Origin of the sequence: Enterobacteriaceae endosymbiont of Donacia cinerea, from assembly GCF_012569925.1 — a bacterium.
Classification (GTDB): domain Bacteria; phylum Pseudomonadota; class Gammaproteobacteria; order Enterobacterales; family Enterobacteriaceae.
In genome coordinates, this window is record NZ_CP046204.1 from 199,894 (window position 1) to 222,557 (window position 22,664).

Below are 22,664 nucleotides of genomic sequence, written 5' to 3' on the forward strand. Positions count from 1 at the left end.
ATTTATTATAAAGAGAATAAAGATGAAAAAATTTTTAATTATTGCTAATTGGAAATTAAATGGTAATTTAAAATTTATTAATAAAAATATTAATTTAATGACAAAAAAAATAGATAATTCTTTATCTTTTTGTAATTTATCTATAGCTCCTCCTTATGTTTATATAAACTATATAAATAATTTTTTAAAAAATACATCTATATCTTTAACAGCACAAAATGTTGATATTCACCTACAAGGATCTTTTACTGGTGAAACATCTATTAAAATGTTAAAAGATATTGGTATAAAATATGTTATAACTGGACATTCAGAAAGAAGATTATTTCATAATGAAAGTAATAATTTAGTATCCCAAAAATTTATTTTGATTAAAAATAATGGATTAATTCCAATTTTATGTTTAGGAGAGACTGAAGAACAAAAAAAATATAATCAAACAGAAAAAATATTTATTCAACAAATTAATAATATAATTAAAAACAGTAATATTAATATTTTAAATAAAACAATCATAGCTTATGAACCTGTTTGGGCTATTGGATCCGGAAAAAATGCTAATTTTTCTGAAATACAAAAAATTATTTTATTTATTAAAAAATATATATCTTCTTTAAATAAACAAGTAGCAAAAAATATATATTTTTTATATGGTGGTTCTGTTAATTATTCTAATATAAATACTTTTTTTAAAAAAAACATTATTAATGGATTTTTAATAGGTAAAGCTTCTTTAGAAATAGAAAATTTTATAGCTTTAGTTAAAAAAACTGAAAAAATAATAAGTCTACTAAATAGGTCTTAACATTGGAAATAAGATTACATCCCTAATTGATTTTATATTAGTAAATAACATAATTAATCTATCTATACCTATACCTAAACCAGCTGTAGGGGGTAGTCCATGTTCTAATGCTTCTATATAATCTTGATCATAAAAATTTTTATAAATATTTTTATCATTATTTATATCTTTAAAATTTTGTTGTTCTTCAAATCTTTTTTTTTGTTCTTCGGGATCATTAAGTTCGGAAAAACCATTAGCTATTTCCATACCACAAATAAAAAATTCAAATCTATCAGTAAATAAAGGATTTAAATCATTTTTTCTTGATAGTGGAGAGATTTCAATGGGATATTCTGTAATAAATGTTGGTTCTATAATTTTATCTGAAATTTTTTCTTCAAAAATTTCAGAAATAATTTTACCTTGACTCCAGTTTTTATTTATTTTAACATTTAATGAATCAGCAATTTTTATTAGTTTTTTAGTATTTTCTAAATTTTCTAAAGAAAAATCAGGATAAAAATATATAATAGATTCTTTCATAGTTAATTTATTAAATTTTTTTTTTAAATCAAAAATATAATTATCGTATTTTAATAAATAATTTTTAAATATTATTTTATAGATTGTTTTAAACAATTTTTCAAATAAAATCATCAAATCTTGATAATCGGAATATGTTATATATAATTCCATCATAGTAAATTCAGGATTATGTTGAGTTGAAATACCCTCATTTCTAAAATTTCTATTAATTTCAAAAATTTTATTAAAACCTCCAATTATAAGACGTTTTAAATAAAGTTCAGGAGCAATACGTAAATACATATTTTGATTATAAGTATTATGATATGTTATAAATGGTCTAGCTACAGCTCCTCCAGGGATATTATGCATCATAGGTGTTTCTACTTCGATAAAATCTTGTTTATACATAAAATCACGAATATTTAATATAATTTGAGATCTTTTTTGAAAAATATTACGTGTTTTTTTATTAACAATTAAATCCAAATATCTTTTTCTATATTTTATCTCTTTATTTTGTAAACCATGATATTTATCAGGTAATGGTCGAATTGCTTTTGTTAATAAATAGATTTTTTTACAAAAAATAGATAAAATATTAATTTTAGTTTTAAAAAGATAACCAACTACACCTATAATATCTCCAATATCATATTTTTCTAAAAATTTTTTATATTCTTTTAAAGAAATTTTATTTTGAGACACATAAACTTGTATTTTTCTAGTATAATCTTGAATATTAATAAAAGAAGCTTTACCCATAATTCTTAAATTTACAATACGTCCTGCAATATGAAATAATTTTTTTTTTAGAAAATGATTTTTATGATCATATTTTTTATATATTTCATTTAATGAAATATTAATTTTAAAATCATTAGGAAAAACTATATTATTATTGTTTCTTAATTCTGTTAATTTTTTATGTCGAAATTTTATTTCATTATTATTTATATTTTTAATATTATCATTAAAATTTTTTTTATTTTCAGACATAATAAATAATCCTATTCTATATTTATAAACCTAATTTTAAACTAGCTTGAATAAATTTATCTAAATTACCATTAAGTACATATTGTACATCATTAATTTCAATTCCTGTTCTTATATCTTTAATTCTCGAGTTATCTAATATATAAGAACGTATTTGATATCCCCAACTAATATTAAATTTATTTTTTTCTATTTTTTTTTGTATTTTTTGTTTTGTTTTATTTTGTAATTCATATAATTTAAATTTTATTTGTTTCATAGCTTGACTTTTATTTTTATGTTGTGATCTATTACTTTGACATTGTGTTACCAATCCAGTTGGAATATGTGTAATACGAACAGCAGATTCTGTACGATTTACATGTTGTCCTCCTGCTCCTGAAGATCGATATACATCAATACGCAAATCTTCTGAATTAATAGATATATTAATATTATCTTGAATTTCTGGATAGATAAATGTTGAAACAAAAGATGTATGTCTTCTTCTTGCTGAATTAAAAGGACTTTTTCTAACTAAACGATGAATACCATTTTCTGTACGTAACCATCCAAAAGCATAATGACCTATAATATGTAATGTAGATGATTTAATTCCTCCTATAATATCTCCTGAAGATTCATGTATTATCTTTACTTTAAAATTTTTTTTTTCTGCCCATTTTACATACATTTTCATTATCATTTTTGCCCAATCTTGGGAATCTATTCCTCCTGATCCAGCTTGTATATCAATAAAACAATTTTTTTCATCATTTTTTTTAATAAAAATTTTTTTTAATTCTAAAATATTTATTTTATTTCGTATATTAGACAATATCTTTATAGATTCTTTTAATATTTTTTTATCATTAGTATCAATAGCTAAATTAATTAATTCATTAATATCAATAATTTCTTGGTTAATCTCATCTAATGATGATAATAAATTTTCTATATTTATTTTTTTTTTATTTAAAGTAAGGGTGTAATAAATATTATTCCAAATATCGGGATTTTTAAGTTTATTTTTTATTATTAATAATTTTTTTTGATATTTTGAATAATTAAAGAAACCCCCTAATAAAAATATTTTTTTCTTTTATTTCTTTTAGTTTATTTTGTATTAAATGGATTTCTAACATATTTTTCCTAATTTTTAAATTTAAATAAAAATTAATTTAAATCTAAATTTAATTCGGCTAAACACTAAGATATAGTATATCTACTTATATTTTAAATTAATATGAACAAAAAATATATTTTAATATAATCTGGCCCTTGTTGGATTTGAACCAACGGCCTAACGATTATGAGTCGTTTGCTCTAACCACTGAGCTAAAGGGCCATTATTACTTTAGATAGTATGGTATATTTTCAAATTTATTTCAATAAAATTTATATTTTTTTTTAATTAAGTAAATAAAATCTTTTTTCTCCTCTCATAATATATAATAGAATTAATAATGGATGTTTATCTAAAATTTTTTTTACATCTTTTATATTTTTTGTACGTTGCTTATTAATAGATAATATTATATCACCTTTTTTTAAACCTATCATTGATGCAGGAGAATTAGGGATTATTTTTACAACTTTTACTGCATTTTTTTTAAATTTCTTAAAAAAGAAAATTTCTTTTTTTAAAATAATATTATTTAAATATCCTCCTTCTATTCCATAATACATGGCATTTTTTTCAGAATCATCATTACAATAATCATTTAATTTTATTTTTATTATTTTAAAAACACCTTTTCTTACGATACCTAATCGAATAATAGTACCTTTGATAAGGGTACTTATTTTTGCTCTTAATAAAGTAAAACTATATATTTTTTTACCATTTAATGTAACAATAATATCACCAGGTTGTAATTTATTATTTTTAAATGATTTAGTTTTTCGTATAAAAATACCTTTACTTACATTAGAAGCATGCATAACTTTAGCTAATTGAGGATCAAGATCTACTCCATAAATTCCCAAAGAACCCCTTTTAACTTTACCAAATTTAATGAATTGTTTAACTAAATTAATAACAGTATTGCTAGGTATAGCAAATCCAATTCCAATATTACCTTCATTAGGAGTTAAAATAGCGGTATTTATACCAATTAAATCTCCATTTAGATTAACTAATGCCCCTCCAGAACTACCTCTATTAATTGCGGCATCTGTTTGAATAAAATTTTCAAAATTTTCAATATTAAGTCCTGTTCTTCCTAATCCAGATATAATTCCTGATGTAACAGTTTCTCCCAAACCATATGGATTACCTATTGCTATAGTATAGTCACCAACTTTTAAATTATCAGAATTAGCTATTTTAATATCTTTTAAATTTTTTGTTTTATCTTTAATTTGTATTAAAGCTATATCTGTTTGTGGATCTTTTCCTATAATTTTTGCTTCATAAGTTTTTCCATTATGTAATTCTACTAAAATATAATTAGCATGATCAACAACATGATTATTAGTAATAATTAAACCTTTTTTAGAATTTATAATAACACCCGATCCAATTGAATGAAACTTTTGTTCAAGAATATTATTACTATTTCCACAAAGAGGCGTATTTTCATATGGTGATCCTTCTTTACATAATGAAAAATGTTCATTTAAGTATTCTTGTATTTTAGAAGGTAAATTAAATTGTGATACAAAAGTACTTCCTTGAACATTAATACTAACAACTGAAGGAACAACTTTTAATAATATTTTTGATAAACTTGGCAATGATTGATTATCATATTTTTTAGTTAAACCAAAAGGTAATAATTTAGCATTGATATTTTTATGTGTTATAGTTAATATACTAAGAAAAAAAAGTACACAAAAAATTTTTTTTAATTTTCTCATAAAAAATCTCATAATATGATTTATTAAATAAAATTAATATAAAATTAATTAATTTAAATATATTGTTATATATGATAATATATTTATAATTTTATATGATTGTCTTAACTAATTTAATTAAAATAAAATAATTTTTTACAAATTATTATACTTAATATAATATAGATTATATCTTATATAAAGATATAAATATATATGTTTAATAAACTAAAAAAGATTGCAGCTAAAGTTGCAATAAAATATATTAAAAATAATAATATTATTGGTATTGGATCAGGAACAACAATATCTCATTTTATTGATCTTTTATCTACTGAAAAACATAATATTAAAGGTATAATATCTGCCTCTGAAAATTCTACAAAAAAATTAAAAAAATATAATTTTAATATTTTAAATATTAATAAAATAAAAAAAATTGGTATATATTTTGATAGTGCTGATGAAATTAATCATAAAATGCAAATGATAAAAGGAGGAGGAGCTGCACTAACTAATGAAAAAATTATATCAAGTTTATCAGAAATATTTATTTGTATTGTTGATGAATCAAAATATGTAAAATATTTAGGTATACATCCGGTTCCTATAGAAATTATACCCTTAGCAAAAAATTTTATTATTAAAAAATTATCTTATATAGGAGCTATTGCAAAACTTCGTATAAATACAGTTACAGAACATGGTAATCTAATATTAGATGTATATAATTTAAATTTAGATAATCCTGTTAAAATTGAAAAATATATAAATAATATTCCTGGAATTGTAACAGTTGGTTTATTTACTAAAAGATGTGCTGATATAATCATAATAGGAAATAAAAATTATACAGTATCCGTAATAAATAAAAAAAAATAAATTTATTCTTTTTTTTTAAAATTTAAAATATATTATATGAAAATAAAATTTACTAAAATGCATGCATTAGGTAATGATTTTATTATTATAAACAATATAAAAAGAAATTTTTTCTTTGAAAAAAAAATAATACAAAAATTATCTAATAGATATTTAGGAATAGGATTTGATCAATTATTATTAGTAGAATTATCATCAAATAAAAATATTGATTTTCATTATAGAATTTTTAATGCTGATGGTAACGAAGTAGAACAATGTGGTAATGGAGCACGTTGTCTTGCTTTATATCTGAGAATAAAAAAATTAATATTAAAAAATGAAATATGTGTAAGTACAAAAAATCGTTTATTATATTTAAAATTATTAAATAATAATATTATTTCTGTAAATATGGGTATTCCTTTATTTAATCCAAAAGAAATTCCATTTATTACAAATAGTATTAAAAATACTTATAAACTTTTTTTTCAAAATAAATATATTTATTTTAATGTTGTTTCATTAGGAAATCCACATTGTGTTATTCAAGTTAAAGATGTATCAAATACTGCAGTATCATTAATAGGTACATTTTTTGAAAATTATAAATTATTTCCAAAAAAAATTAATGTAGGTTTTATGCAATATTTAAATGTTAATAATATAAAAATAAGAGTTTTTGAAAGAGGAGTAGGAGAAACTAAATCTTGTGGATCAGGTGCTTGTGCAGCTGCTGCTATAGGAATTAAAAAAAATATTTTATTAAACAAAGTTTTTGTTCATCTACCTGGAGGTAAGATAACTGTTTTCTGGAAAGGAAATAATAATAAATTATATATGGAGGGAAGTGCTAGTTATGTTTATGATGGTAAAATAATACTATAATAAATTTTATTTTAATTATGGTATATTAGTAAATGAAAGATATTAATTTATTAAAAAATTTAAATAGTAAACAAAGAGAAGTTGTATCTGAAATTAGAAAAAATTTATTAATATTAGCTGGAGCTGGTAGTGGAAAAACACTTGTATTAATTCGTAGAATAGCATGGTTAATTTATAAAGAAAATTGTTCTCCTAAATCTATTTTAGCTGTTACTTTTACAAATAAAGCAGCACTAGAATTAAAAAATAGAATTACATTATTAATAAAAAATTGTAAAAAAAATGATATTTGGATAGGAACATTTCATAGTTTCGCTTATTATATATTAAGAATTCATTATATAGAAGCAAAATTAACAAAAAATTTTCAGATTATAGATGTTTCTGATCAAAAAATGTTAATTAAAAAAATTTTAAAAAAATTATCCTTGCAAGATAAAAATTATTCAATAAATAATATTTTAAAATATATAAATAATTTTAAAAATAATTTTTTTAATAAGAAAAAAAATTATATTTATGTGAATAATGTACAAAATATTAATTTATCTAAAATATATAGTGAATATCAAAATTATTGTAAAATTATAGAAGTTATTGATTTTAATGACTTAATATTATATTTATATAAATTATTTTTATATAATCCTCATATATTAAAAATATATCAAAAAAGATTTAGAAATATTTTAATTGATGAATTTCAAGATACAAATGATATACAATATAAATTTATCTCTTTATTATATAATAAATATTATAATACTAAAATTGTTCTTGTTGGTGATGATGATCAATCAATTTATGGATGGAGAGGTGCACAAATTGAAAATATGAATCTTTTTTTAAAAGATTTTGATAATGTTAAAACAATTTTATTAGAACAGAATTATCGTTCTACTTCAAATATTTTAAAAGCTGCAAATAAATTAATTTCTCATAATAATATTAGATTAAAAAAAAAATTATGGACTCAAAAAGAAAATGGAAAACTTATTTCTATATATTTTGCATTAAATGAATTTGATGAAGCACAATATATTGCAAAATATATAGATAAAAATTTTATAAAAAAAAATATAAAATTAGATAACTGTGCAATTCTTTATAGAAATAATTCTCAATCTCGTATTTTAGAAGAAATTATGCTAAAATTTTGTATTCCTTATAAAATTTACGGAGGAATACGTTTTTTTGAACGTCAAGAAATAAAAAATGTTATATCATATTTAAGATTTATATCTAATTATAATGATGATAATTCTTTTGAAAGAATTATAAATATTCCGAAAAGAGGGATTGGCGATAATACAATAAGTATAATAAAATATGTTTCTAAAAAATATTTTTTAACATTATGGAAATCTAGTCTTTATATTTTGAAAAATAAAAAATATTTAAATACTATGTCATTTAATGCATTAAAAAAATTTATTATATTAATTAAATCTTTAAAAAATAATTTGAAGAATAAATCATTACCAATAATTATTCAGGAAACCATAAAAAATTCTGGATTATGGAAAATGTATAACAAAAGTTGTTTGTCCGAAAAAAATTTTAATAAAATAAATAATTTAAAAGAATTAATTAATGCAGCTGTTTATTTTACAAAAATTTCATTAAAAAATACAAATAAATTATTTTCTAAAAATACTTTATTAGTAGATTTTCTTTCACAAACATTATTAAAAGAAGATGTTAATGTGAATAAAATAAATCAAAATACTAATAATTATATACAAATGATGACTATTCATGCATCTAAAGGGTTAGAATTTTCTGAAGTTTTTATAATAGGTATGGAAGAAGGTATTTTCCCTAGTAAAATTTCTTTTACTAATGATAATATAAATGAGGAAAGACGTTTAGCTTATGTAGGTATTACTAGAGCAAAAAAAAAATTAACATTAACTTATACAAAAAACCGTTATTTATATGGTAAAGAAATTAATTCAATACCATCAAGATTTATTAATGAACTACCAGAAAATTGTATTAAAAAAATTAGTTATTTGAAAAAAAATATTTCCTTTATATCAAATAGTAATGATTTCGTAAATAAAAAAAAATATTTTATAGGACAAATAGTTTATCATCAAATTTTTGGTAAAGGAATTATTCTAAAAATAGAAATTATTAAAAATAATAAAAAGTTACAAATTAAATTTAATAATACACTAATAAAATGGATAATGTCTAATTATATACAATCTTATATATAAAAAATTAAATATATTTATAAAATAAAATTTAAAAAATAAATATATTTATTTAATATTAATTAAAATAATATCCTAATTAGGAGTTATTATGTTAAATGCATATAAAATATATAACAAACATTTAGTTTATCTAAAATTAGATAATAATTATAATAATCTTTTAGATGCAATTTGGATTGATTTAATAAAACCTGAAAATATTGAAAGAAAGAAAATTTATTATTTATTAGGACAAAACTTAGCTACTAGACCTGAATTAGAAGATATAGAAGCATCAGCAAGATTTTTTGAAAATCAAGAAGGATTACATATACATTCTTTCTTTTTTTATAAAAATAAAAATGAACATGCTGGTACAACTACAGTTGCATTTACCATTAAAAATGGTAGATTATATACTTTACGAGAAAAAGAATTATCTGCCTTTCGTTTATATAGAATACGTATGCATAAACATAATACTATGATTTATGGAAATCCTTATGAATTATTATTAGATATATTAGATACTAAAATTGAACAATTAGCTGATGAAATAGAAAATATATATAGTCATCTAGAATTACTTAGTTGTATTATTATGAAAGAACATAAGAATGATCAATTTAATAATGCACTTTCTACTTTAGCTGAATTAGAAGATATTGGATGGAAAGTAAGGTTATGTTTAATGGATACACAAAGAGCAGTAAATTTTTTAATGAGGAAAACTAGATTACCAAAAATTCAAATAGAACAAGCTAGAGAAATTTCAAGAGATATTGAATCTCTTTTACCTCATAATGAATCATTATTCCAAAAAGTTAATTTTTTAGTACAAGCAGCAATGGGTTTTATTAATATAGAACAAAATAGAATTATAAAAATTTTTTCATTAGTATCAGTTATTTTTTTACCCCCTACTTTAGTAGCATCTAATTATGGTATGAATTTTTCTGTTTTACCAGAATTAAAATGGAAATATGGTTATTTATATGCCATTGTTATAATGGTAATTTCAGCTTTAGCTCCTTATTTTTATTTTAAAAGAAAAAAATGGTTATAATATAAAAATATTTTTTAATATATATAATTTTAATAATTAAAAAAAATAAAATATTTATCAAAATTATATAAAATATAAATAATTTTAATATTAATTAATAAATATATTTTAAAAAAAATTTAATTTTATTAAATAGGTGAATTAATTATATTATAATTCACCTATATTTTTTTTTAAAATTTTAAAAATTTTTTCATATTTAATTATGATAAATATATATAAAAATATTTTTTTTAAAATTACATTAAAAATAAAAATTTTTTAAAAATTAATCATATATAAAATATGATATATTCATTAAATAATAAATTATTTCTATAATTATAAAATTTAATTATCAGAATTTTAAATTACATAAAATTTATTATTCATTTATAAAAAATATTTGTAATTTATTAATATTATTTATAATTTTATTTTATTTATATAAAATTTTAAACTTAAATTTTTTTTATTTATTATCTCTTTTTAATATTAAAAATCTAGTATGATACTTATCATATAATTTTGTAATTTTAATAAATTTATTAAATAATTATTTATATAATTATTCATTTTAATCAAAATAATATTTTAGAAAATTAGTTTTATATAATTAATTAATTATTTTAAATATTTTACAAAAATATTTTTATAAATTATATTTTCATATATTAATATATATTTTTTTATATTATTTAAAAATAAAATAAGTATTATTTTATTTAAATTCGAGATTATCATGAATAATTATTATTTTAAAAAAAATATTTCATATGAAAATATTTTATATATTGAAAAATTATATCAAAATTTTTTAATAAATCCTAATTTTGTAAATAAAGATTGGTATGATATTTTTATAAATTTTCAGAAAAAAAATAAAAATTTAGATACAAATGATAAATTAAAAAAAAAATTTTTTTATAAAGAAAAAATTTTAATAGAAAAAATTAATCAATTAATAAATAATTTTAGAAATTTAGGACATTATGATGCAAATATAAATCCATTAATTTTAAATAAAAAAAAATTAAATAATATTTTACAATTACCAAATTATTATTTTAATGAAAAAGATTTAGAAAAAAAAATTACATTAAATAATTTAGTTAAAAATAAAAAAATAATTGATATTTATGATTTTTTTAAAAAAAAATATTGTCATTCTATAGGTATAGAATATGCTCATTTATTAGATAATGAAAAATATTGGATACAAAAAAATATAGAATTTACACAATGCAAGTTTCATTTAAAAGAAAAAAGAATGTTTTTAGAAGAATTAATTGCAACAGAAATTTTTGAAAAAAATATAGGAAAAAAATTTCCAGGAGCTAAAAGATTTTCTTTAGAAGGTTGTGATGTTTTAATTCCTTTAATTAAAGAAATAATCCGTTATACAAGTACATTAAAAAATAAAACAAAAAAAATAATTTTTGGTATGGCACATAGAGGTAGATTAAATTTTTTAGTAAACATAATGGGTAAAAAAATTCAAGATATAATTAATGAATTTTCAAATATTTTATTTAAAGAAAATAATATAGATGATGTAAAATATCATTTAGGTTATTCTTCTATTATTGAAATAAACAAACAAAAAATAGAATTACAATTAGCATTTAATCCCTCTCATTTAGAAATCATTAATAGTATTACTATGGGTATAGCTAGATGTCAAAATGATATTTTAAAAAAAAAACATACTTATATTTTACCTATTAGTATACATGGCGATGCATCTTTTAGTGGTCAAGGGGTAATACAAGAAATTTTAAATTTATCTCAAACTAGAGGATATAGAGTTGATGGTACTATTCATATTATTATTAATAACCAAATTGGTTTTACTACATCTAAAATTATCGATATGAGATCTAGTTATTACTGTACTGATATAGCAAAAATGATTCAATGTCCTATTTTTCATGTAAATGCCGATGATTTAGAAAGTGTTATATTTATAACAAGATTAGCAATTAATTATAGAAATATCTTCCATAAAGATGTTTTTATTGATCTAGTTTCATATAGAAGACATGGTCATAATGAAATAGATGACCCATTTATCACACAACCACTAATGTATAGTTATATTAAAAATCATAAAAAAATACAAGATTTATATTTTCATCAATTATTATCAGAAAATATTATAAATAATCAAAAAAAAATAGATTTATATCAAAAATATCAAAATTTATTTAATAAAAATAAATGCTTTATTAAAACATATAATATTTTTATTAAAGAAAAATATAAAGAAAAAATATATAAGAATATAAAAATTAATGAATTAAAAAAATTACTTTTTAAAATTAGTACTTTCCCAAAAAATTTTAATATTCATCCTATAGTAAAAAAAATTTATTTAGATAGAATTATGATGAGTAAAGAAGAAAAAAAATTAGATTGGGGTGCAGCAGAAAGTTTAGCATATGCAAATATTTTAACTCAAGGAATATCTTGTCGTTTATCAGGAGAAGACATTAAAAGAGGTACTTTTTCTCATAGACATGCTGTTATATATGATCAAAACAATGGAATTTCATATATACCTTTAAAAAATATTCAATTACAACAAGGTAATTTTTATATTTATAATTCTATTTTATCTGAAGAAGCAGTTTTAGGTTTTGAATATGGTTATTCTTTAAATAATATTATAACAATATGGGAAGCACAATTTGGTGATTTTATTAATGGAGCACAAATTATTATAGATCAATTTATTAGTTCTGGAGAAAAGAAATGGAATTATAAAAGTGGATTAATAATTATTCTTCCACATGGACATGAAGGACAAGGACCAGAACATTCATCATCAAGAATAGAAAGATTTTTACAATTATGTGCTGAAAAAAATATGAAAATTTGTATTCCTTCTAATGCAGCTCAAATGTATCATTTATTATGTGAACATGCATTCAATTCTATAAAAAAACCACTTATTATAATTTCTCCAAAATCTCTTTTAAGACATCCATTAGCTTGTTCTTCATTAAAAAATTTTGTAAATAATTATTTTAAACTAATTATAGATGAAATAGATATACAAATAAATATGAAAAATATTCAACATATTATTTTTTGTTCTGGAAAAATATATTATGATTTATTAGAACATAGAAATATTACAAAAAATAATAATAATATTATTATTAGAATAGAACAATTATACCCATTTCCAAAAAAAAAATTACAAAAAATAATTAAAAAATATACAATAGTAAAAAAATTTTTTTGGTGTCAAGAAGAACCTAAAAATCAAGGAGCATGGATATATATACAAAATTGTTTTAAAAATAAATTAGATTGTAATATTAATTACATCGGAAGAAACAAATCTGCTTCAACTGCAACAGGATACTTTACTATTTATAAAAAACAACAACAAAAAATAATAAATTCTGTTTTTAATATTAATAAAAATAAAAAAATTAGTTTATAAGGATAAAAAATGGATAACATTAATATTATTGTTCCTGAATTACCTGAATCAATAAATAATGCAATTATAATTAAATGGTATAAAAAACCAGGAGAAAAAGTAAAAATTGATGATATTCTTTTAGAATTAGAAACAGATAAAGTAGTATTAGAAATACCATCAACTATTGATGGTATTCTAGAAAAAATTTTAATTAAACAAGGAGAAAAAGTAAAATCACAACAAATTATAGGTATTTTAAAAAAAGTAAAATTTTTAAAAAATAAAGAAAATAATAATAAAAATATTATTAAACACTCAGAATTTTTTAATTCTATTAAAAATCAAAAAAAATTTTTAAATAAATTAAATAATTTTAGTCCTTCTATAAGAAGGAATATAAAAAAAAAAAATTTTTCAATAAAAAAATTAAATAATTTTGATAATAAAATTAACTTAAATTATAAAAATATAAATAATATAAAAGAAAATAAAGAACAATTTTTTAAAAATAATAATTTTGAAAAAAAAAAAATGAGTCCAATAAGAAAATATATTTCTAAAAAATTAATGGATTCGAAAAATAATACAGTTATGTTAACAACTTTTAATGAAGTTAATATGAAAAAAATTATTAATATAAAAAATAAATATAAAAGTTTTATTTATGATACTTATAATATTAAACTAGGATTTACTTCTTTTCATATTAAAGCAATTACGCAAGCATTAAAATATTTTAAAAAAATTAATGCATTTATTGATGGAGAAGATATTATTTATAATAATAATTATAACATCAATATTGCAATTGCAACAGAAAGAGGTTTAATTACACCTATTATTTATAATACAAATAAATTATCATTAATAGATATTGAAAAAAAAATTAAAAAATTAATTATAAAAAGTAATAAAAACAAATTATCTGTTGAAGATTTAGTCAGTGGGACATTTACCATTACTAATGGAGGAGTTTTTGGTTCTTTAATGTCAACACCTATTATTAATCCACCACAAAGTGCTATATTAGGTATGCATGTTATTAAAGACAGGCCTATTGTTATAAAAAATAAAATATGTATTATGCCTATGATGTATTTAGCCTTATCATATGATCATCGATTAATAGATGGAAAAGATGCTATAGGATTTCTTATGTTAGTAAAAACGTTGTTGGAAGATCCTATAAAATTATTTTTATAAATTTTATATAAAATTTATTATTAAAATTTTTTTAACAAAAAGTAATTAAAATATTTTATATTTTATTTTAAAAAATATTATAAATATTTTTAAATATATAAGGATTTATAATGTTTAATGTTATTGATTTATCAAGATTACAATTTGCATTAACAGCAATGTACCATTTTATATTTGTACCATTAACATTAGGACTTTCTTTTTTATTAGCTATAATGGAAACAATATATATTGTATCTAAAAATAGAATATATAGAGATATGACACAATTTTGGGGGAAATTATTTGGAATTAATTTTGCCTTAGGAATAGTAACAGGTTTAACTATGGAATTTCAATTTGGAACAAATTGGTCATATTATTCTCATTATGTAGGAGATATTTTTGGGGCACCTCTAGCTATAGAGGGTTTAGTTGCATTTTTTTTAGAATCAACTTTCGTAGGTCTATTTTTTTTAGGATGGGATCGTTTAAATAAAACACAACATTTATTTGTAACATGGTTAGTTGCTATCGGATCTAATCTATCTGCTCTTTGGATTTTAATCGCTAATGGATGGATGCAAAATCCTATTGCATCTTCTTTTAATTATCAAAGTATGCGAATGGAAATGAATAATTTCTGGAAATTAATTTTTAATCCTACAGCACAAGTAAAATTTTTTCATACTATAACTGCTGGTTATACAACAGGTTCAATTTTTATTATTGGAATTAGTTCATATTATCTTTTAAAGAAAAGGGATATAGAATTTTCTAAAAATTCTATAATTATATCTTCTTGTTTTGGTTTATTTTCTATTCTTTCAGTAATAATATTAGGAGATGAATCAGGTTATCAATTAAAAAATACACAAAAAACCAAATTAGCAGCTATTGAAGCAGAATGGGAAACTCAAAAACCACCAGCAGCATTTAATATTATATGTTTACCTAATCAAAAAAAAGAATTAAATCAATATTCTATAAAAATTCCATATTTACTAGGTATAATTGCTACAAGATCATCTAAAATACCTATTTTAGGTATAAAAGATTTAATTAAAAACAATGAATTAAAAATTAAAAATGGACTAAAAGCATTAACTGTTCTTAAAAAAATAAAAAATGGAGATTTAAAAATAAACAATATAAAAATATTTAATAAAAACAAAAAATATTTAGGATATGGATTTTTATTTCAACAATATTATAAAGATATTTATAATATAAATAATTTACAAATAAAAAAAGTTGCTGAAATGTCAATTCCGATGATAAGTCCTTTATTTTTTTCTTTTAGAATTATGGTTTTATCTAGTTTTATTTTATTAATTATATTAATAATAGTTTTCTATTATAGTATTATAAAAAATAATATTGAAAAAAAAAAATATTTATTAAAAATATGTTTATATATAATTCCTTTACCATGGATTGCTTCTGAATTAGGATGGTTTGTTGCTGAATATGGTAGACAACCCTGGGCTATAAAAGATATATTACCTACATATATGGCTGGATCTTCGTTACAATTAGCAGAAGTATTATTTTCATTAATAACAATTTTTATTTTTTATACAATTTTATTAATAATAGAATTATATTTAATGTATAAAATATCTCGTATAGGACCAAGTATTTTAAAAACTGGTAAATACTTTTTTGAAAAAAATATTAAAAAAAAAAAAATTAATTAGGTTATTTTAATGTTAAATTACGAATTTTTATGTTTAATTTGGTCAATAATAATTAGTATATTAATTACAGGATTTATAATTACTGATGGATTAGATATGGGGGTTGGGATATTATTATTTATAATAGGTAAAAATAATCTTGAACGTAGAATTATGATAAACACTATTGCTCCTCATTGGGATGGTAATCAAGTATGGTTAATTACAACTGGAGGGGCATTATTTGCAGCATGGCCTATTGTTTATGCGACAATATTTTCTCATTTTTATATAGCCATGATATTACTATTAATATCATTATTTTTACGACCTATAGGTTTTGAATATAGATCTAAAATTAAAAATAAAATATGGCAAAAAACATGTGATATATTTATTTCCATAGGAAGTATAATACCTCCCGCAATAATTGGAATAGCATTAGGTAATATATTAAAAGGTATCCCTTTTTATATTGATGAATATTATCATATTTATTCTAAAGGACATTTTTTAAAATTATTTAATTTATCTAGTATTATGATTAGTATAACAACTATAATTTTATTTATAAATCATGCTGCTACTTATTTACAAATAAGAATAAAAGATTTTGTTATTAATCATAGATTAAATTTAATTTTAAAAATATCTTCCATATTATTAATAATTTTTTTTACCTTATCATTTATTAATATTTTGTTTTTTATAAAAGGTTATAAAATTAATACTCTTATTAATCAAAAAACAAGTATAATTTATAAAAATAATAGTATTTTATATGAAAAAAAAGCATGGATGAATAATTTTCAAAATTTTAAATACTTATATTTAATACCTATAATAAGTATTATTTTACCATTTTTAATAATTTTAGCATCTATATATAAAAAAAAAATAATAACATTTATTTTTTCTATTTTTACTATTATTAGTATGATATCAACTATCGGGATTATAATGTTTCCATTTATTATTCCTTCAAATATAAAATACTATCAAAGTTTAACTATTTGGAATTCTACATCAAGTCAGCTAACATTAAATATAATGTTATATGTAGTAATTATATTTATGCCTATTGTTTTAACTTATACTTTTTGGTGTTATAAAAAAATGTTTTTTTATATTAATAAAGAAGAAATTAAAAAAAAATCTGATTTTTTTTATTAAAAATTATTTAAAATTTTAAAATGGATATAAATTCATGTGGTATTTAATATGGTTATTAATGATATTATTCTCATCTATTCTTACTATTATAATAACCTTAAAAAAAGAATATAAAAAAATATAAAAATAAATATTTTAAGATTATTTAATATTAAAATAACAAAAAAATAGTTTATATTTTTTAAAGGAAAATATGTTATAATAAAAAATATTGAGTTTTTACTTTATATATTAAAATAATATGATAGATAATATTAGATTATTTCTTTATAAAATAAATATTTGTTAAAATCAATTGACTTAAAATGGATTTTTTTTATATTTTAAATATAAAATTATTATATACTTAATAAAATGAACCATTTAAATCAATATAATGCTGATTCTATAGAAGTTTTAGAAGGATTAGATCCTGTAAAACGCCGACCTGGGATGTATACTGATCTTACTAGACCTAATCATTTAGCTCAAGAAGTAATAGATAATAGTGTAGATGAAGCATTAGCAGGTTATGCAAAAAATATTTTTGTTACTTTATATAAAGACCAATCATTAGAAGTTATTGATGATGGCAGAGGAATGCCTATTGATATACATTCTCAAGAGGGGATTCCTGCTATTGAACTTATTTTATGTCGTTTACATGCTGGAGGAAAGTTTTCTAATAAAAATTATAATTTTTCTGGAGGATTACATGGTGTAGGTATTTCCGTTGTAAATGCTTTATCTAAAAGATTAGAAGTTAGTATTTTTCATAAAAAAAAAATTTATACAATAATTTTTGAAAATGGATATAAAATACAAAACTTAAATTTTTATGAAAATATAAATAGTCAAAAAAATGGAACAAAAATTAGATTTTGGCCAAATGAAAAATTTTTTGAACATCATACTTTTTTAGTTTCTAGTTTAATTAATTTATTAAAAGCAAAAGCAGTTTTATGTTCGAATTTAACAGTATATTTTACTAATAAAAATAATAAAGATAATTATTGCTGGAATTATAAAAATGGATTATCTGAATATTTAATTAATTCATTAAAAAATATAATTACTATTCCAGTTTCACCCTTTGTAGGTAAATATTTTAATGAAACTAAACATTTAAATTGGGCATTATTTTGGAATACAAGTAATAATCATAATATTATTACTGAAAGTTATGTTAATTTAATTCCTACTACTTATGGCGGTACACATGTAAATGGATTACGTCTAGGATTATTAGATGCAATACGTCATTTTTGTAATTTTCATAATTTATTACCTAGAAATATAAGATTATTAGGAGAAGATATTTGGAATCAATGTTCTTATGTTTTGTCTATTAAAATTCAAGATCCTCAATTTACAGGACAAACAAAAGAACGTTTATCTTCTAGACAATGTACTGTATTTGTTGCAAACATAGTGAGAGATGCTTTTATTATATGGTTAAATCAAAATTTTAAAATAAGTACAGTTTTAGTTGATATTTTTATTACAAATGCTCAAAAACGTATTAGAGAATCTAAAAAATTTATAAAAAAAAAAAATTATAATACAAATTCAATTTTACCTAGCAAATTATCTGATTGTATTATTCATGACAAAAAAAAAACAGAACTTTTTCTAGTAGAAGGTGATTCTGCAGGAGGATCAGCAAAACAGGCAAGAAATAAAAATTTTCAAGCTGTTATGCCATTAAAAGGAAAAATTTTAAATACATGGGAAATAAATTCTGAAGAAATTTTATCTTCACAAGAAATATATGATATTTCTTTAGCAATAGGAATTTATCCTAATAATGAAGATTTAAAAAAATTAAGATATAACAAAATTTGTATTCTTGCAGATGCTGACTCAGATGGATTACATATTGCTACTTTATTATGTGCTTTATTTATAAAACATTTTTTACCATTAGTAAAAAAAGGACATATTTATGTTGCAATGCCCCCTTTATATCGTATAGATATAGGGAAAAAAACTTTTTATGCTTTAGATGAAAATGAAAAAAGCAAAATTTTAAAACAAAATAATAGTAAAAATAATAATAAACAAACAAATGTACAAAGATTTAAAGGATTAGGTGAAATGAATCCCACACAATTAAGAGAAACAACTTTTAATCCCATTAGTCGCCGATTAATACAATTAATAATAAATAATACTGAAAAAGAAATAAAAAAAACATTTTCTATTATGGATATGTTATTAGCAAAAAAAAGAGCAGAAGATCGTCGTAAATGGTTACAAAAAAAAGGTGATATTACAACAATAATAAATATTTAATAAAAAATATTTATAAAATTATAAATAATATTTTTTTTAAAAAATTAATTACAAAAGTAAAATAAATAAATAAAATTCAATTATATATTATTTAATTTTTATTAAAATAAGGAATAATAACCATGTCAGATAATTATATATTTTATAATGACGTGGATCCAATTGAAACAAGTGATTGGATACAATCAATAGATTCTGTAATAGAAGAAGAAGGAATTGAAAGAGCTAAATTTTTATTAAAAAAAACTATAACACATCTTAATAATAAAGGAATTATTTTTAATATACATGATAACAATTACGTAAATTCTATTTCTAGAGAAAAAGATAATATATATCCTGGAAATTTAATTTTAGAAGAAAAAATAAGATCTTTTATTAGATGGAATGCAATAATGATTGTTTTAAGAGCTTCTAAAAAAAATCTAGATTTAGGTGGTCATATTTCTTCTTATCAATCATCTTCATATATTTATGAAGTTTGTTTTAATCATTTTTTTAAAGCATATAATAATAAAGATAATGGAGATATTATTTATTTCCAAGGACATATATCACCTGGAATATATGCTAGATCATTTTTAGAAGGACGTATAAATCCTAGTTATTTAAATAATTTTCGTCAAGAAGTATTTGGTAAAGGTTTATCATCATATCCACATCCTAAACTTATGCCTAATTTTTGGCAATTTCCTACTGTATCTATGGGATTAGGAGCAATATCTGCAATATATCAAGCAAAATTTATTAAATATTTAGAAAATAGAGAATTACAAAAAAAAACAAATAGAAAAATTTTTGCATTTTTAGGTGATGGAGAAATGGATGAACCAGAATCTAAAGGAGTTTTAAATATAGCTTCAAGAGAAAAACTTAATAATTTAATTTTTGTAATAAATTGTAATTTACAAAGATTAGATGGACCTGTATATGGAAATGGTAAAATTATTAATGAATTATCAAGTCTTTTTAAAGGAGCCGGATGGGAAGTTATTAAAGTTATTTGGGGAGATACTTGGGAAAATTTATTATATAAAGATAAAACTGGTAAATTAATTCAATTAATGAATAATACTTTAGATGGAGATTTTCAAAATTTTAATTCTAAAAATGGATCTTATATTAGAAAAAATTTCTTTGGAAAGTTTCCAGAAACATTAAAACTTGTTGAAAATTTAACTGATAGAGAAATAGAACTGTTAAATTATGGAGGTCATGATCCTAAAAAAATTTATACAGCTTTTAAAAAAGCTTACAAAATTAAAAATAAACCTATAGTAATATTATTTCATACAATAAAAGGTTTTGGTTTAGGTAAAATAGCTGAAAGCAAAAATATTGCCCATCAAATTAAAAAAATCGATATTAATACAATTAAATATATACGTAATAATTTACATATTCCTATAAATGATGAAGATTTACATAAATTACCTTATATTTCTTTTAAAAAAAATTCTTTAGAATATCAATATTTACATAAACAACGTAAAAAATTAGGAGGATATATTCCATTCCGAAGAATTAATTTTACGGAGAAATTAATTCTACCTAAATTAGAAGATTTTAAAATTCTATTTAAAAAACAAAATAAAATATCTACAACAATTGCATTTGTACGTATATTAAATATTTTACTTAGAAATAAAAATATTAATACTAGAATAGTACCAATTATAGCTGATGAAGCTCGTACATTTGGAATGGAAGGTTTATTTAGACAAATAGGAATATATAATTCAAATGGATTACAATACACTCCTCAAGATAAATCATTATTAACATACTATAAAGAAGATATTAAAGGACAAATTTTACAAGAAGGTATTAATGAATCTGGGGCTTTTGCATCATGGTTAGCAGCTGCGACTTCTTATTCAACAAATAATTTACCCATGATCCCATTTTATATTTATTATTCCATTTTTGGTTTTCAGAGAATTGGTGATTTTTGTTGGGCAGCAGGAGATCAACAAGCAAGAGGATTTTTAATTGGAGCTACTTCTGGACGTACTACCTTAAATGGAGAAGGATTACAACATGAAGATGGACATAGTCATATTCATGCTTTAACAATACCTAATTGTATCTCATATGATCCTACATATGCATATGAATTAGCAGTTATTATACATGATGGGTTAAAAAGAATGTATGGAAAACAAGAAAATATATATTATTATATAACTACTATGAATGAATACTATAATATGCCTGCAATGAATTTAGCATCTAAATATGGTATTTGTAAAGGAATATATAAAATTTTTTCAGTTAAAAATAATCTCAAAAAAACACATATACAATTATTAGGTTCAGGATCAATATTAAGAAATATGATTAAAGCTGCACATATATTACATAATGAATATGATATCAATTCAGATATTTTTAGTGTCACTTCTTTTACTGAAATTGCTAGAGAAGGACAAGATTGTGATCACTGGAATTTATTACATCCTTCTGAAAAACGTCGTATTCCTTATATTACAAGTATAATGAAAAATTATCCAACAGTAGCAGCTACAGATTATATGAAAATTTTTGCTGAGCAAATTCGTAAATATATACCCACAAATCATTATTTTGTATTAGGAACTGATGGTTATGGTAGATCTGATAGTCGTAAAAATTTACGTGATTTTTTTGAAATTAATGAATTATACGTAGTACTTGCTGTATTAAATATATTTTTAGATTTAAATTTAATTAGTATAAAAAAAGTTTTACATTTTATCAAAAAATATAACATTAATATAAATAAAAATAATCCTAGAATTTCATAGAAAAA

14 protein-coding genes and 1 tRNA gene are annotated in these 22,664 nt (G+C 20.0%); 11 read left to right on the forward strand and 4 right to left on the reverse strand.

The genetic code is table 11. The features are described from left to right. Positions 1-22: 22 nt before the first annotated feature. Positions 23-805, forward strand: coding sequence for a triose-phosphate isomerase (gene tpiA, locus GJT94_RS00960; RefSeq protein ID WP_168894278.1), 783 nt, complete (start codon positions 23-25; stop codon positions 803-805). Here the strand turns inward: tpiA and lysS are convergent. The 4 genes from lysS to GJT94_RS00980 all read right to left on the reverse strand — a co-directional run bounded on the left by lysS (position 791) and on the right by GJT94_RS00980 (position 5,152). After that, positions 791-2,311 (reverse strand): lysine--tRNA ligase, encoded by a 1,521-nt coding sequence (gene lysS / locus GJT94_RS00965; protein WP_168894279.1) that lies wholly within the window; start codon positions 2,309-2,311, stop codon positions 791-793. The two genes, tpiA and lysS, sit on opposite strands and share 15 nt — an antisense overlap. 22 nt (positions 2,312-2,333) lie before the next feature. Continuing rightward, positions 2,334-3,435 (reverse strand): peptide chain release factor 2 gene (gene prfB / locus GJT94_RS00970; RefSeq protein ID WP_168894280.1). Its coding sequence is split into 2 segments (ribosomal slippage): positions 2,334-3,359 and positions 3,361-3,435, totalling 1,101 coding nucleotides; the frame shifts between segments, so codons are not numbered across the junction. A gap of 130 nt (positions 3,436-3,565) precedes the next feature. After that, positions 3,566-3,638, reverse strand: a tRNA-Ile gene (locus GJT94_RS00975). 62 nt (positions 3,639-3,700) lie between these two features. Continuing rightward, entirely contained in the window at positions 3,701-5,152 is a 1,452-nt protein-coding gene (locus GJT94_RS00980; protein WP_168894281.1) for a Do family serine endopeptidase, read from the reverse strand. 195 nt (positions 5,153-5,347) lie between these two features. Between GJT94_RS00980 and rpiA the strand changes: the two genes are divergently transcribed. The 10 genes from rpiA to aceE all read left to right on the forward strand — a co-directional run bounded on the left by rpiA (position 5,348) and on the right by aceE (position 22,659). Further along, complete coding sequence (rpiA, locus tag GJT94_RS00985) at positions 5,348-6,013, forward strand: ribose-5-phosphate isomerase RpiA (protein WP_168894282.1); 666 nt, start codon at positions 5,348-5,350, stop codon at positions 6,011-6,013. A 42-nt stretch (positions 6,014-6,055) separates the two neighbouring features. Beyond that, a complete protein-coding gene (gene dapF / locus GJT94_RS00990; RefSeq protein ID WP_211080456.1) occupies positions 6,056-6,880 on the forward strand; it encodes a diaminopimelate epimerase in 825 nt (274 codons plus the stop codon). Positions 6,881-6,912: 32 nt separating this feature from the next. Then, entirely contained in the window at positions 6,913-9,105 is a 2,193-nt protein-coding gene (locus GJT94_RS00995) for a UvrD-helicase domain-containing protein (protein WP_168894284.1), read from the forward strand. A gap of 88 nt (positions 9,106-9,193) precedes the next feature. Next, the gene (corA, locus tag GJT94_RS01000; RefSeq protein ID WP_168894285.1) at positions 9,194-10,150 is read left to right on the forward strand and encodes a magnesium/cobalt transporter CorA; all 957 of its coding nucleotides are present in this window, start codon (positions 9,194-9,196) and stop codon (positions 10,148-10,150) included. Positions 10,151-10,871: 721 nt separating this feature from the next. After that, positions 10,872-13,583, forward strand: a complete 2,712-nt coding sequence (locus GJT94_RS01005) for a 2-oxoglutarate dehydrogenase E1 component (protein WP_168894286.1) — start codon at positions 10,872-10,874, stop codon at positions 13,581-13,583. Positions 13,584-13,592: 9 nt separating this feature from the next. Beyond that, positions 13,593-14,768 carry a dihydrolipoyllysine-residue succinyltransferase gene (sucB, locus tag GJT94_RS01010; protein WP_168894287.1) on the forward strand — a complete coding sequence of 392 codons (1,176 nt, stop codon included), beginning with the start codon at positions 13,593-13,595 and terminating at the stop codon, positions 14,766-14,768. Positions 14,769-14,878: 110 nt separating this feature from the next. Beyond that, positions 14,879-16,447 carry a cytochrome ubiquinol oxidase subunit I gene (locus GJT94_RS01015; RefSeq protein ID WP_168894288.1) on the forward strand — a complete coding sequence of 523 codons (1,569 nt, stop codon included), beginning with the start codon at positions 14,879-14,881 and terminating at the stop codon, positions 16,445-16,447. A gap of 9 nt (positions 16,448-16,456) precedes the next feature. Further along, positions 16,457-17,599 carry a cytochrome d ubiquinol oxidase subunit II gene (gene cydB, locus GJT94_RS01020; protein ID WP_168894289.1) on the forward strand — a complete coding sequence of 381 codons (1,143 nt, stop codon included), beginning with the start codon at positions 16,457-16,459 and terminating at the stop codon, positions 17,597-17,599. A 354-nt stretch (positions 17,600-17,953) separates the two neighbouring features. Further along, positions 17,954-19,873, forward strand: coding sequence for a DNA topoisomerase IV subunit B (parE, locus tag GJT94_RS01025; protein ID WP_168894290.1), 1,920 nt, complete (start codon positions 17,954-17,956; stop codon positions 19,871-19,873). 122 nt (positions 19,874-19,995) lie between these two features. Further along, on the forward strand, positions 19,996-22,659 hold the full coding sequence (gene aceE, locus GJT94_RS01030) for a pyruvate dehydrogenase (acetyl-transferring), homodimeric type (RefSeq protein WP_168894291.1): 2,664 nt from the start codon (positions 19,996-19,998) through the stop codon (positions 22,657-22,659). The last annotated feature ends 5 nt before the right edge of the window (positions 22,660-22,664 follow it).

Bases quoted from the DNA above. Each gene is read 5' to 3' on its own strand.
- tpiA (WP_168894278.1), top strand. From the start codon at position 23: ATGAAAAAATTTTTAATTATTGCTAATTGGAAATTAAATGGTAATTTA.
- lysS (WP_168894279.1), bottom strand. From the start codon at position 2,311: ATGTCTGAAAATAAAAAAAATTTTAATGATAATATTAAAAATATAAAT.
- GJT94_RS00980 (WP_168894281.1), bottom strand. From the start codon at position 5,152: ATGAGAAAATTAAAAAAAATTTTTTGTGTACTTTTTTTTCTTAGTATA.
- rpiA (WP_168894282.1), top strand. From the start codon at position 5,348: ATGTTTAATAAACTAAAAAAGATTGCAGCTAAAGTTGCAATAAAATAT.
- GJT94_RS00995 (WP_168894284.1), top strand. From the start codon at position 6,913: ATGAAAGATATTAATTTATTAAAAAATTTAAATAGTAAACAAAGAGAA.
- corA (WP_168894285.1), top strand. From the start codon at position 9,194: ATGTTAAATGCATATAAAATATATAACAAACATTTAGTTTATCTAAAA.
- GJT94_RS01005 (WP_168894286.1), top strand. From the start codon at position 10,872: ATGAATAATTATTATTTTAAAAAAAATATTTCATATGAAAATATTTTA.
- sucB (WP_168894287.1), top strand. From the start codon at position 13,593: ATGGATAACATTAATATTATTGTTCCTGAATTACCTGAATCAATAAAT.
- GJT94_RS01015 (WP_168894288.1), top strand. From the start codon at position 14,879: ATGTTTAATGTTATTGATTTATCAAGATTACAATTTGCATTAACAGCA.
- cydB (WP_168894289.1), top strand. From the start codon at position 16,457: ATGTTAAATTACGAATTTTTATGTTTAATTTGGTCAATAATAATTAGT.
- parE (WP_168894290.1), top strand. From the start codon at position 17,954: ATGAACCATTTAAATCAATATAATGCTGATTCTATAGAAGTTTTAGAA.
- aceE (WP_168894291.1), top strand. From the start codon at position 19,996: ATGTCAGATAATTATATATTTTATAATGACGTGGATCCAATTGAAACA.